Annotated in this window: 13 protein-coding genes; 4 read left to right on the top strand and 9 right to left on the bottom strand. The window is 72.4% G+C overall.

The window, feature by feature from the left end:
* Positions 1 to 11: 11 nt before the first annotated feature.
* The gene (locus tag WMF45_RS16485; protein ID WP_437717839.1) at positions 12 to 623 is read left to right on the top strand and encodes a TlpA family protein disulfide reductase; all 612 of its coding nucleotides are present in this window, start codon (positions 12 to 14) and stop codon (positions 621 to 623) included.
* Between the two features lie 25 nt (positions 624 to 648).
* Complete coding sequence (locus tag WMF45_RS16480; RefSeq protein ID WP_437717838.1) at positions 649 to 1752, top strand: dipeptide epimerase; 1104 nt, start codon at positions 649 to 651, stop codon at positions 1750 to 1752.
* Here WMF45_RS16480 and WMF45_RS16475 read toward each other — a convergent pair.
* The gene (locus tag WMF45_RS16475) at positions 1718 to 2443 is read right to left on the bottom strand and encodes a pseudouridine synthase (protein ID WP_437717837.1); all 726 of its coding nucleotides are present in this window, start codon (positions 2441 to 2443) and stop codon (positions 1718 to 1720) included. The two genes, WMF45_RS16480 and WMF45_RS16475, sit on opposite strands and share 35 nt — an antisense overlap.
* Positions 2440 to 3648: a protein phosphatase 2C domain-containing protein gene (locus WMF45_RS16470; protein ID WP_437717836.1), complete on the bottom strand. Its 1209-nt coding sequence runs from the start codon at positions 3646 to 3648 to the stop codon at positions 2440 to 2442. The genes WMF45_RS16475 and WMF45_RS16470 overlap by 4 nt, the downstream gene beginning before the upstream one ends.
* Before the next feature lie 339 nt (positions 3649 to 3987).
* On the opposite strand from WMF45_RS16470, the gene WMF45_RS16465 reads away from it, so the two are divergent.
* Positions 3988 to 4137: a hypothetical protein gene (locus WMF45_RS16465; RefSeq protein WP_157906681.1), complete on the top strand. Its 150-nt coding sequence runs from the start codon at positions 3988 to 3990 to the stop codon at positions 4135 to 4137.
* A 259-nt stretch (positions 4138 to 4396) separates the two neighbouring features.
* On the top strand, positions 4397 to 5362 hold the full coding sequence (locus tag WMF45_RS16460) for an FHA domain-containing protein (protein WP_437717835.1): 966 nt from the start codon (positions 4397 to 4399) through the stop codon (positions 5360 to 5362).
* Between the two features lie 22 nt (positions 5363 to 5384).
* Here WMF45_RS16460 and WMF45_RS16455 read toward each other — a convergent pair whose 3' ends face one another.
* The 7 genes from WMF45_RS16455 to WMF45_RS16425 form a co-directional block, all read right to left on the bottom strand.
* Complete coding sequence (locus tag WMF45_RS16455; RefSeq protein WP_437552715.1) at positions 5385 to 6524, bottom strand: acyl-CoA dehydrogenase family protein; 1140 nt, start codon at positions 6522 to 6524, stop codon at positions 5385 to 5387.
* Positions 6525 to 6603: 79 nt separating this feature from the next.
* Positions 6604 to 6747, bottom strand: coding sequence for a hypothetical protein (locus tag WMF45_RS16450; RefSeq protein ID WP_012235483.1), 144 nt, complete (start codon positions 6745 to 6747; stop codon positions 6604 to 6606).
* Positions 6747 to 7025 carry a CcmD family protein gene (locus tag WMF45_RS16445; RefSeq protein ID WP_437552714.1) on the bottom strand — a complete coding sequence of 93 codons (279 nt, stop codon included), beginning with the start codon at positions 7023 to 7025 and terminating at the stop codon, positions 6747 to 6749. Before WMF45_RS16445 ends, WMF45_RS16450 begins: the two co-directional genes overlap by 1 nt.
* Positions 7026 to 7029: 4 nt before the next feature.
* Complete coding sequence (locus tag WMF45_RS16440) at positions 7030 to 7821, bottom strand: cytochrome c biogenesis protein (protein WP_437717834.1); 792 nt, start codon at positions 7819 to 7821, stop codon at positions 7030 to 7032.
* A gap of 120 nt (positions 7822 to 7941) precedes the next feature.
* Positions 7942 to 9213 (bottom strand): TolC family protein, encoded by a 1272-nt coding sequence (locus WMF45_RS16435; RefSeq protein WP_437717833.1) that lies wholly within the window; start codon positions 9211 to 9213, stop codon positions 7942 to 7944.
* A gap of 201 nt (positions 9214 to 9414) precedes the next feature.
* Complete coding sequence (locus WMF45_RS16430) at positions 9415 to 10878, bottom strand: sigma-54-dependent transcriptional regulator (RefSeq protein ID WP_437717832.1); 1464 nt, start codon at positions 10876 to 10878, stop codon at positions 9415 to 9417.
* A 22-nt stretch (positions 10879 to 10900) separates the two neighbouring features.
* Positions 10901 to 12064 carry a diguanylate cyclase gene (locus tag WMF45_RS16425; RefSeq protein ID WP_437717831.1) on the bottom strand — a complete coding sequence of 388 codons (1164 nt, stop codon included), beginning with the start codon at positions 12062 to 12064 and terminating at the stop codon, positions 10901 to 10903.
* Between the last annotated feature and the right edge of the window lie 78 nt (positions 12065 to 12142).

Here is a 12142-nt window from a genome sequence, read left to right as displayed (position 1 = left end):
GAGATCGCATCATGAGGCCCAGTTCATCGCCGTCGTTCGCCCGTGTCCTCGCGGCCCTCTGCGCCTCGCTCGCCCTCGCGCTCGCAGGCGGCTGCGGCGGCGCCGCGCCCGTCGCTCCGCCGGCGCCCGAGGCGGGCGGCGGCCTGATCGGCTCGGCGGCGCCCGAGCTCGCGGCCGAGGTCGTGAGCGGCGAGGGGCCCTCCACGCTCAAGGAAGCGCGCGGCAAGGTGGTGATCGTCGATTTCTGGGCGACCTACTGCCGCCCCTGCAGAAGATCGTTCCCCAGGTACCAGGAGCTCGTCGACCGCTTCGGCGGCGATCTCGCCGTGCTCGCCGTCTCCCTCGACGCCCCCGAGGACGTCTCGACGGAGCAGATTGCGGGGTTCGCGGACGAGGCGGGGGTCAGGTTCAAGATCCTCTGGGACAAGGACCAGCGCGCGGAGAAGGCGTACAGGCCGCGGAGGATGCCGACCGCGTTCGTCGTCGATCGGGACGGCGTCGTGCGCCATGTCCACGCGGGCTACGAGGACGGCGAGACGGACAAGATCTCCCGGGAGATCGAGGCGCTGCTCGGCCCGGCGGCGGCTCCGCCGCCTGCCGGCGGCGGCCGCCGATCCCCTTGACGCTGCCGAGGAGGCGACGCTCGTCTTGACGACCCCCACCCTGATCCGGCGCGTCTCGGTCGAGGCGCTCGACATCCCCCTGCACGAGCCGTTCGGCATCGCCGGCGGCGCGCAGGAGCGCGCGGCGAACCTCCTCGTCACCGTGGAGCTCGCCGACGGGACGCTCGGCTTCGGCGAGGCGGCGCCGCTGCCCGCGTTCAACGGCGAGACGCAGGACGGGTCACGCGCCGCCGCCGTCTCCCTGCGCGAGGCGGTGGTGGGCTCGGACGCGCGCGCGTGGCGCGCCGTCGCGCGCGCGCTCCGCGAGGCGTCCGGGGGCGGCGCGGGCGCGGCGCGCTGCGCGATCGAGACAGCGATCCTCGACGCGCTCACGAAGCGCGCGGGCATGCCGCTCTGGGCCTTCTTCGGCGGCTCCGGGACGGCGCTCACGACCGACATCACCATCACCACCGGCTCGCCGGAGCGCGCGGGGGAGGCCGCGCGGCGCGCCGCGGCCATGGGCTTCCGCGCGCTCAAGGTGAAGGTCGGCGGCCGCCTCGCCGCGTCGGACCCGGCGCGCATCGAGGCGATTTACGCGGCCGCGCCCGGGGCGTCGCTGATCCTCGACGGCAACGGCGGGCTCACGGCGGGCGAGGCGCTCGCGCTCGTCGCGCACGCGCGCCGGCTCGGCGCAAACGTCGCGCTGCTGGAGCAGCCGGTGCCGCGGGACGACTGGGACGGCATGAAGGAGGTCACGCGGCGCGCCGGCGTCGACGTGGCCGCCGACGAGAGCGCCGCCTCCGCGGAGGACGTGCTCCGCGTCGCGGCGGAGCGCGCGGCGACCGTGGTCAACATCAAGCTGATGAAGGGCGGCATCGCCGAGGCGCTCGACATCGCGGCGGTCGCCCGCGCCGCGGGGCTCGGGCTCATGATCGGCGGGATGGTCGAGTCGGTGCTCGCGATGACGGCGTCGGCGTGCTTCGCCGCCGGCCTCGGCGGGTTCTCGTTCGTCGATCTCGACACGCCCTTGTTTCTCGCCGAGAACCCGTTCGACGGCGGCTTCGTCCAGCGAGGCTCGGCGCTCTCCCTCGAGGGGATCCGCGCCGGCCATAGCGTCACCCCGAAGCGCCGCTCTCCAGGGGCGGGCTAGCGGTCGCGTCGCCGACGGCGCCGATCCACGCCGGCACGCCCAGCTGATCGAACGGGCCCCGCAGGTCGTCGGGCAGCGGCGCGGCGAGGCGCAGCGGCGCGCCCGTCTCGGGGTGGGCGACGGCGAGCTCGGCCGCGTGGAGCGCGAGGCGGTGCAGCGCGTACCGCTCGCGGAACAGGCGGTTGTGCTCGCCCTTGCCGTAGTTCACGTCGCCGATGATCGGGTGGCTGATGTGCTTGAGGTGCCTCCGCACCTGGTGCAGGCGGCCCGTGCGCGGGCGCGCCTCGACGACGGCGTAACGCTCGAGCGCGTGGAGGCGCTCGAAGTCGGTGACGGCCGGCACGCGCGGCCCGCCCTCGCGCCGCGGGATCGGGTGATCGACGCACCCGCGCTCTGGGGGCACGCCGCGCACGAGCGCCAGGTAGCGCTTCCGCGCGAGGCCCTGCTCGAACTGCGCGCAGAGCAGCGCCGCGGCCGCGGCGTCGAGCGCGACGAGCAGCACGCCGCTCGTCGCGCGGTCGAGGCGGTGGACCGGGTAGACCTTCCGGCCCAGCGCGCGCTCGGCGAGGTCGACGAACACGACCGGCGCGTCGCCCCAGCCGCGGTGAACGAGCAGCCCGGACGGCTTCGCGAAGGCCGCGACGCGATCGTCCAGGTGGAGCAGGGAGAGCTGCATCTCGGCCGCGCTCATCCCGTCCCGAGCGCGAGGTACCGCGCGAGCCGCTGGTACAGGGCGGCCGCGAGCTCCGCGTCGTGCTCGCAGACCTCGGCGAAATCGTCCTTGCGGATCCGGATGAGCCGCGTCCGCGCCGCGGCGACGGGCAGCTCGCCCTTGCGCCGCGCGCCCACGAGCGACTCCGGGAAGAGCAGGCCGGAGGACCCGACGCGCCGCCCGTCCGGCAGATTCACGGCCCCGTCGAGCACCAGGTAAGCGACCAGATCGCTGGCGACGTCGCGCGGGATCCGATCCCCCGCGCAGAGCTCCACCTCGACGCCGGCCGCGAGCGCCCCGAGCACCGCCGCGGGGCTCATGCCGGCGAGGAGCGGGCACGCGGAGAGCACCGACAGATCGCGCGAGGAGGGGCCGGCGTCGTCCGCGCGCTTCACGAAGCGCTCCTTGATGTCGATGACGATCGCGCTCGCGTTGTCGTGGCCCCCCCGCTCGCGCGCGTGGCCGAGGAGGCCCGCGGCGACCTCCTGGGGCCCGCCCTTCGAGCAGAAGCGGGAGAGCGACGCCTCGCTGTCGATCGCGTTGTGCACCCCGTCGGTGCAGAGGAGGATGCGGTCGCCGCGCGAGAGATCGACGAACACGGTGTCGACAGCGACGGTGCCCGCGAGCCCGATCGCGTTCACGAGCGGGTTCCGTTGCGGCTTCCTGGCCGGGGTCGGGTTTCCGGCCGCGCGGAGCGTATCGTAGAGAGCGTGGTCCTGGGTGAGCTGGACGGTGGTCGTCGGGCGAACCAGGTACGCGCGGCTGTCGCCGGCGTGGGCGAAGAACGCCCGGCTGTGCGCGAGCACGACGAAATCGAGCGTCGTGCCCATCCCCTGGTAGCTCGGCTCCGTGCGGCGCGCCTCCAGGATGGCCGCGTGCGCGGCCTCGGTCACGCGCCGGAGCAGCGCGAACACCTCGCGCCGCGCCTCGATGTTCGGGTCGGCCACGTACGCGTCGAGGATGGCGGCGGCGGGCGGACGGAGCACCTCGCCGCGCACCGTGTCGACGGCGATCTGAGCCGCGACCTCGCCCGCGGCGTGGCCGCCCATCCCGTCGGCGATGGCGAAGAGGGCGAGCTCGGGGCAACAGAGGATCCGGTCCTCATTGCTCGGGCGGACGAGGCCGACATCGGTCGATGCGGCGAACTCGATGCGATAGTCGAAGCGTGGGAGGATCCGGGACACCGCGACCAGGATAGACACCGTGCGGGCGGCGTCAAAATGGCGCGTCTGCCGGCGACCGCGCGGCGGCTCCACGCCCGCTCGCCAGCGTCGGCCGGCGCTCGGCCGGCGCTCGGCCGGCGCTCGCCCCTTCGCCCCTGTCCCTGCCGCGAGCGCGCGCCACGTTGCCGCCCGCTGCCCCCCCTTGGCGTGGCGGCGCGCAGCGGGGCCTCGCCCTGGCTCCCTGACGCGGGCCGGCGCGCCCTGCGCACCGGCCGAGGCGAGGCCGTGCCTCCGGCGGACACACCAGCGTGCAACGCGCACGGATCCACGGTTGGCCCGACTCTCGCGTCTTCGGGGAGCATGCAACTCATCGAGGTGGACGTCGGGCGCTTTCGGCTCGAATTCGGCGGAGGGCTCGGGCTGGAGGTCATCGTCCTGTTCAGCCGCTCGGTGGCCTTCTGGCGCTGGGGCGGCGAGCTCGTTGCGGAGGTCAGCGTCGGCGTGAGCTGAACCGGACAGCCGTCGTCTCGACCCGAGCCCCGCCGGCCACAGCAGATTCGGGGCGCGCAGCGAAAGAGCCCCAGACGAAAAATTCCGGTAGGATTCGGCTCGACCGCATGAGGCCTCGCCGCTGTCTGACATCCACCACGCTCGCTCCTGCCGCGGCTCTGCCGGAGGCCTGCGCAGCGACTCCGCCGTTCACGCTCGAGCTCGGCGGTCCGACGCGGACCGCGACGCGCGCGACCTCGCGCCGCTCGTGGAGCGCGCGATGACGGTAGAACCGCGGATCGACGTCGCCACGATGCGGCGCGCGCTCTCCACCGCCGAGGCGGTGATGGCGCTGAACCCTCCCGAGTCGCCGATGAGCGAGGGGTACCGGCTGTTCCGCGTGTCAGGCGGTGACGTCGCGTGGCTGGACCTGCCCGCGAACAGCAGCGCATATGCCGTCTTCGGCTCGCACCCGCGCTGCGACATGAAGTTCGCGTCGGGCGACGACGTCTGCGTGCGCCACCTGGTCGCCACCTGCTGCAACCTCCCCGACGGCGGCTTCGGCCTGCGGCTCATGGATCTGCAGACCTCGATCCCCTTCTTCGTGGACGACGACGTGCCGCGGCGGTCGATCGTCGTCAGCGGCCCGCTGCTCGTGCGCATCGGCAAGCACGTGGTCGGCGGGCTCCCGGTCGGGCCGCGCGCCTCGTCGAGGGTGCTCGAGGTGAGCTCGTGCGGGATGAGCGAGCCGCCGCGCGGCCTCGAGAGCGTCGCGAGCAAGGCCGTCAGCGAGGGCGCCGCGCCGCCCCCGGCGACCGAGGGCATCACGACCAGCCACCGCTTCGCCCGCGGAGAGATCTCGCACATCACGTCGGTGCGCCCCGTCTCGCACATCGAGGAGATGGTGGCGCCGCGCGCGAAGAGCGGGTACGTGCGGCTCACGCTGCAATCGAGCGAGCGCAGCGCCGCGGTCGAGCTGCCCCAGCAGGCGCTCGACGACGGCGTGCTGCTCGGGCGCGCCGACAACTGCCTGGACCGCGGCCTGCGCGCCGTCCTGAGCACGCACATCTCGCGGACCCACCTGCTGCTCCTGCGGGACGGGGCGGAGATCATGGCCCTCGATCTCTGCTCGACGAACGGGACGAGGTTCGCAGGCCAGAAGGTCCGCCGCGTGATGGTGCCCGCCGAGGGCCTCGCGCTCACGCTCGGCCCCGAGCTCACGCTGATCTGGCACCCGCAGACCTGACGCGGGTCGCCCTCGCGGCGCGCTACGCGAGGAGCTGGCGCGCGATGACGAGGCGCTGGATCTGGCTCGTGCCTTCGTAGATCTGGAGGACCTTCGCGTCGCGCATCATCTTCTCGACGGGGTACTCCTTCACGTAGCCGTTGCCGCCGAACACCTGCACGGCGTCCACGGCGGTCTGCATGGCGCTGTCAGCGCCGTAGGCCTTCGCGAAGCTCGAGACGATCGGGTCGCGCACCCCGTGATCGAGGTTCCACGCGGCCTTCTGGTAGAGCAGGCGCGTCCCCTCGACGCGGATCGCCATCTCCGCGAGCATCCACTGGATGAGCTGGTGGTTGCCGATCGGCTGGCCGAAGGTCTTGCGCTCCTTGGCGTAGGCCACGCACTCGTCGACGCAGCGCCGCATCAGGCCCGTCGCGGCCGCGCCGATGTCGGGGCGGGTCTGGTTGAAGGTCTCCATGGCGAGCTTGAAGCCCTGCCCCTCGGGCGCGAGCAGGTTCGCCTTCGGCACCTTCACATCATCAAGGAACACCTGGGCGGTGTCGCTCGCCCGCTGGCCGAGCTTGTCCTCCTTCTTGCCGACGCGGACGCCGGGCGTGTCGCGGTCGACGATGAACGCCGCGATCCCCTTGTGGCGCAGCTCCGGGTTCGACGTCGCGAAGATCACGTAGTAGCGCGCGTAGCTCGCGTTCGTGATCCAGCACTTCTGCCCGTTCAGCACGTAGTCGTCCCCGTGCTTCGTGAAGCGCGTCTTGAGGCCCGCGACGTCGCTGCCCGCGTCCGGCTCGCTCGTGCAGTAGCTCGCCATGATCGGCTCCGCGGTGAGCATGCCGAGGTACTTCTTCTTCTGATCCTCGTTGCCGGCGAGCTTGATGGGGGTGAGCGCGAGGCCGTTCGCGAGGAAGCTCGTCTGGATCCCGGTACACCCGTACGAGAGCTCCTCGGCGAGGAGGGCGTTCTCGAGCTCGCCCATCCCCGGGCCGCCGTACTCGGCCGGGCAGGTCGGGTTGACGAGGCCGATGTTCCAGCCCTCCACGAAGACATCCATCGGGAAGTACGACTTCTGATCGCACTCGGCCGCGATCGGGAGGATGCGCTCCTTCGTGAAGCGACGCGCCGTATCGATGAGAGCCTTGTGCTCTTCGCTCACAGAGAAATCGACCACCTTGTGACCTCCGGCTAGTGGGGCGGGGACGGCGCTCAGCGGGCCGGCCAGCTACGCGGGACGAGGGCCTGCGCCCCCGTCACTCCTTCATTCTGCGCCTGCGTCGCTCGAGCTCGGCACGAACGGCGCGGCTGCCCAGAATGTAGCCGACGATCAGCCCAAGCATCAGCACCACGGGGATGTAGAGCGCGTGCTGCGGGGTCATCTCCCCCAGGTTCGGCATCAGCTCGCCCCCTGGCCCGCTCCAGCCCGCGCCTTCTGCACGGCGGCCTCGAGCGCGTCGATGCGCCGGTCGATCTGCTTCTGCCGGCGCCAGGAGACGAAGACCAGCGCGAAGAGGATGAGCCAGATCGCGGCGTACGCCTCGACCAGCAGCTTCTCTCCGCTCTGCATGTCGTTCCCCCCCTGGACGGGGCGGAACGCCTGCGCTCGGTCGTCCGTCGTGGTGCTCGTCGGCTGCTGCAACGCCGCATGGGAGAACAAGGAATGATTGGATTGCATGTTGTCAGTCCTCTCCGATGCCGGCTTCGAGGGCCTCTTGCTCGAGCTCCGCGAGCCGCGCGGACGCGAGATCGACGCGGTAACGCGCCCACACGAGCGCGAGGGTGAGCAGGGTGAACGAGAGGAAGCCGAAGCCGAGCGCCATCTTCATGTCAGGGTGCCCGAGCCCGCCGCCTTTGCCCGTGATGACCGTGGGGTGGTTACCGCCCCACATTTTCACCGAATAATGGATGATCGGCAGGTTGGCCGCGCCGAGGACGCCCAGGGCCGCCGCGAACTTGCGCTCGGCGTCGCTGTCGCCGGTGAAGGCGCGGAGCACGACGTAAGCGATGTAGATAAGCACGCTGAGCAGCGACGTCGTGAGGCGCGGATCCCACGTCCAGTACACGCCCCACGCCTTGGCGGCCCACAGCGGACCGGTGACGAGGACGATCAGCCCCATCGCCACGGCGACCTCGGCGCCGGCCTTCGCGAGCGAGTCCCAGCGCTGGGTGCCGCGCGCGAGGTAGCCGGCGGAGCCGATGAAGCAGATGGTCGCGCCGATGTACATCGCGTAGCCGGCGGGGGCGTGGAAGTAGAAGATCTTCTGCACGATCCCCATCGAGGCCTCGGTCGGCACGACGTACGCCACGAAGTGGAGAGTGCCGATGATGGCGAGGGCCGACGCCGCGAGCAGGACGTAAAACGCGATGCTGGCGCCCGCGGATGCGCCGCTCGCCGCGCGCCGCGCCGCATCACCGTTCGCTGCCAAAGCCACCTTGTGCGGCGCCCGCTCGACGTTGACGTTGGCTCCCATGCTGTCGCGCACCGTACTGCCAAGGACGGTCGCGTTCAAGCCGGGGTGACGTTGAGCCGAGCGGCGCCCGAGCGGCGCCCGAGCGACGCAGCGCGTGCCTCAGCGCGGCCGCCCCCTCGCTCAGGTGCCGTCCGGCGCGATGGCGTCCCAGCCGGTCGCCTTCGCCAGCCGCGACATCGCCATGTCGAGATCCATCGTCGCGTTCAGCTGGTTGAATCGGTTCGTGGCATATGCCTTGGCTGGATCGATGAGATCCTTGTCCGCCATCGTCCCGACGTCGATTCCTTGCTGCACCATCACGAGCCAGCGCTTCCCGTACTTGGCCGCCTTGGTGTACGCGTCGAGCCGCTTCTGGGCCTCCACGACCTCGGCATAGGCGGTCTCGACCTCGGTCGCGACCCCGCCCATGGCGAATCGCTGCGTCGCGGCCATCTCCTCGAGCTGCGCCTCGGCGGCGCGGATGCGCGCCGATTGCGGCAAGAGGTCGAGCTTCCACTGCAGCGCGAGCGCCGCGCTGTAGTGGAAGAAGTTGCCGGGGTCGCTGGTGAACGGGTTCAGCTGATCCGCGACCTCCGGGGCGGCGCTCACCCCGACCTGCAGGGCGATGCCGATGTCGGGGAACAGCTGCGCGCGCGCGAGCCGCACCTGCGCGGACCTCGCGTCGAAGCCGGCGCGCGCCTGCGCGAGCTCCGGCCGGTACAGGCGCGCCGCGGTCAGGTAACGGGTGACGTGACCGAGCCGGTGGTTCGGCGGGCGGATCGGGACGTCGGGGATGTCGAGATCCGCGACGCCCGTGTAGAAGCGCAGCCCCGCCAGCGCGACCGAGATGTATTTGTCGACCTCGGCCCCGCGCGCCTCGAGCTCGGCCCCGAAGGTCTGCAGCTTGAGCAGCTCGATGGGATCGCCCTCCTCGCGCTCGACCTGCTCCTCGAGGCGCCGGAGGGCCTTGTCCATCTCGGCCCTCACGTCGACGAGCAGGCTCCGCGAGTCGCGCGCGAGCTGGAGGCCGAAGTAGGCCTTGCGGACGTCGAGCCGCACCGCGTCCCGCTCCTTCTCGACGCTCGCCTGGTTCACCCGGACGTTCGCCTCGGCGGCGTCCCAGAGGTTCGTGATCTTCCCGAACGTCCAGAGCGGGATGACGCCGTCGATGTTCACGCGCCAGCCGACCCCGAGGCTCGACGTGAGCGAGACGTCGGTGTTCGGGCTGAAGACGTTGTTCCCGCGGACGGTCGGCGCGAGCGCGACGCCGCCCGTCAGCTTGAACTGAGAGAACGGGGCGTACCGGGCCTCGTCGAGCTGCGCGCGGACCTGGTCGAGCTTCGCGCGCGCGGCGGCGACGTTCGGGTGATTGCGGTCGGCGAGCGCGAGCACGCCGGGGAGATCGTGGACCACCGCCGCTCGCCGTCCTGGGGCCCCGCCGACGTCGGCGGCCGCGGCAGGGAGCGGCGCGAGCCGGACCGCGAGGGAAACGGCGGCGGCAGCAAGGGCAGCTCGTGCAGCGCGTCGGGCCATTTTCGGCGCAACGTAGCACGAGCCGGCCGCGCGCTTCTGCGACGTGCGCGCGCGACGTGCGACCGGCGACGTGTCCGCGCGTCAGCCCGCGCCGCCCTTGCTCGGCCGCGCCCCGTCGCTCTCCCCCTGCGCCGGCTCGTCTCCGCGCGACGCGACCTTTTTCTTCAGCCTCCGGAAGTTCGAGCGATCCATCCCTGCCTGCCGCGCCGCCTCGCTGAGGTTGTTGTCCGTGCGCTCCAGCAGGCGCCCGACGTAGATCTGATCGAACGCGTCGACGGCGCGCTCCTTGGCCTCCGCGTACGGGAGATCGCAGAGCTCGGCCGGCAAGACGAGCGCGTCCCTCGGAGGGCGAAGCGGCGGCCCGGAGCGCCCCGACACCGAGGGCGGCAGATCCGCGGGCAGGATCGCCTCGCCGCGCGCGGAGATCACGGCGTGCTCGATGGCGCTCTCGAGCTCGCGCGCGTTGCCCGGCCACGCGTGCTCGCGGAGCAGGCGCGCCGCCTCGGGGCCGATCCGCTTGACGTCGCGCCCGTGCCTGCGCGCGCACCGGTTCAGGAAGTGGCTCGCGAGCAGCGCGACGTCCTCCTTGCGCCGCCGGAGCGGCGGCAGCTCGACGACGATGACGCCGAGGCGGTACGCGAGATCCTCCCGGAGCTGGCCGACGGAGGCGAGCTCGCGGAGGCCTTCGCACGTCGACGCGATCACGCGCACGTCGACGCGGCGCGGCTCGCCCCCCGCCCTCGCGATCTCGCCGTGCGTGAGGACCCGGAGCAGCCTGGCCTGGGCCCCGGGCGGCAGCGCCGAGACCTCGTCGAGGAAGAGCGTGCCCTTGTCCGCCGCCTCGATCAGGCCCCCGCGGGCGCGCCCGTCCGCCGAGGCGTCGCCGCCCTCGCCGAAGAGCTCGTCCTCGGCCCGCGACCCCGGCAGCGCGCTGCAGTCGACGGCGACGAACGGCCGCGCGGCGCGCGGGCCGCGCCGGTGGACGGCGCGCGCGACGAGCTCCTTGCCCGTCCCGCGCTCGCCCATGAGCAGGAGGGGCGCGCCGACGGCCGCCACGCCGAGCGCCTTCCTGTAGGCGTCCTGCATCGCCGCGGAGCTCGTGATCACCTCGCCGAGCTGCTCGTGCTCGTCGACCCGCTCCTCGAGGGCCCGCGCGCGGCCCTCGAGCCGCCGGCGCTCGATCGCGCGCTCGATCGCGATCGAGACCGCGGCCTCCGCGTCGACGGGCTTCGTCACGAACCCGTACGCGCCGGCGCGCACGGCCGCGATCGCGGCGTCGAGGTCGGCGTGGCCGGCCATCACCACGACCTCGACGTCCGGGTACGTCGCCCTGATCCGATCGAGCACCTCGGCGCCGCTCATACGCGGCATGGCCAGGTCGAGCAGCACCGCCTCGACGCGGGTCGTCGCGAGCAGCCCGAGCGCCGCGGGGCCGTCCTCCGCGGTGAGGACGTCGAAGTCGCGCACCAGCGCGCGCGCCAGGCCGCGGCGCAGCGCCGGCTCGTCGTCGACGAGGAGGATACGGGCGCGATCTGCGGCGTTCACGAGGCGGAGCGGCGGGGCGGGACTACAGCGGCTTGCGTGAGACGAAGGGCGGGAGGTCGGTGCCCCGGCGCGTCTGCGGCTCCCTCGGCTCGTCGGTCGCCGCAGGCGCCGCGTGCGTCGCGGCGAAGGCGGGATCGCTGGAGCGGCGGAGCTTCCCCGGCGGAGGCGAGGACTGCGGCTCGCCGCTCGCCGCCGGCGTGTAGATCTGGCCGTGCTGCTGGAAGACGCAGATCCGGTTGCCGCCCTCGCGCTTCGCCTGGTTGAGCGCGCTCTCGGCGGCGCGGATCAGCCCGTCCTTGGAGCGGACGTCGCGCGAGGGGTAGAGCGCGACGCCGATCGAGACGCTGCACGGCCTCGCCTCTCCGCCGAACTCGACCGGGTTGCCGGCGGCCTCGCGCCAGATCCGCTCGGCCACCGTGAGCGACCCGGCGAAGTGGGTGCTCGGCAGCACGATGAGGAACTCCTCGCCGCCGTAGCGCGCGACAACGTCCACCTCCCGGACGGAGCGGCGGATCCCATCGGCCACGCGCCGGATCACGGCGTCGCCGAGCGTGCGCCCCCCGGTCTCGTTCATCACCTTCAGCCGATCGATGTCGACGAGCACGCAGGCGAACGGCTCGTGGTAGCGCTCCGCGCGCTTGAACTCCTCGTTGAGCCGCGTGAAGAGGTAGCGGTAGTTGTAGAGCCCCGTCATCTCGTCGTGGATGGAGAGCTGCTCCAGGTAGGCGCGCTGCGCCGCGACCTGGTCGTGCAGCCGCTTGATCCGGAGCATCGCGCCGACCCGCGCGAGGAGCTCCTCCTCCTCGAACGGCTTGCAGACGTAGTCGTCGGCGCCGATCTTGAGCCCCTCGACCCGGTTCGCCGTGTCGCTCTTCACGGTGACCAGCACGACGGGGAGGAACGACTCGGAGGTCATGCTCTTGAGCAGTCTGCACGCCTCGAGGCCGGTGAGCCGGGGCATCACGATGTCGAGGAGCACGAGATCGACCCCTCCCCGCCCGATCAGCTCGATCGCCTCCTGACCGTCGTCGACCGCCTCGACCTGGAAGCCCGCCTTCTGGAGGATGCTCGCCAGCATCTGGCGCGCGAGGCGGTCGTCGTCCGCGACGACGATCCTGGCCGGTCGACCGCTCGGGAGCTCGATCGGCGAGAGCGGAGCGCTTCGGAGTTCGTCGCTGTTCGGCACCGGCCCATCCTCCCTTCAGCCGGGGCCGGGCGCAACGAGATCGCGCTGCGGCGGACGCCGCCTCGCCGAAGGGCGCGC

It is taken from the genome of Sorangium sp. So ce448, assembly GCF_051520915.1.
Lineage (GTDB): Bacteria > Myxococcota_A > Polyangia > Polyangiales > Polyangiaceae > Sorangium > Sorangium cellulosum_B.
This window is presented reverse-complemented; position numbering and strand designations above follow the sequence as displayed.

Bases quoted from the DNA above. Each gene is read 5' to 3' on its own strand.
- WMF45_RS16465 (WP_157906681.1), top strand. From the start codon at position 3,988: ATGCAACTCATCGAGGTGGACGTCGGGCGCTTTCGGCTCGAATTCGGC.
- WMF45_RS16440 (WP_437717834.1), bottom strand. From the start codon at position 7,821: ATGGGAGCCAACGTCAACGTCGAGCGGGCGCCGCACAAGGTGGCTTTG.
- WMF45_RS16460 (WP_437717835.1), top strand. From the start codon at position 4,397: ATGACGGTAGAACCGCGGATCGACGTCGCCACGATGCGGCGCGCGCTC.
- WMF45_RS16445 (WP_437552714.1), bottom strand. From the start codon at position 7,025: ATGCAATCCAATCATTCCTTGTTCTCCCATGCGGCGTTGCAGCAGCCG.
- WMF45_RS16485 (WP_437717839.1), top strand. From the start codon at position 12: ATGAGGCCCAGTTCATCGCCGTCGTTCGCCCGTGTCCTCGCGGCCCTC.
- WMF45_RS16475 (WP_437717837.1), bottom strand. From the start codon at position 2,443: ATGAGCGCGGCCGAGATGCAGCTCTCCCTGCTCCACCTGGACGATCGC.
- WMF45_RS16450 (WP_012235483.1), bottom strand. From the start codon at position 6,747: ATGCCGAACCTGGGGGAGATGACCCCGCAGCACGCGCTCTACATCCCC.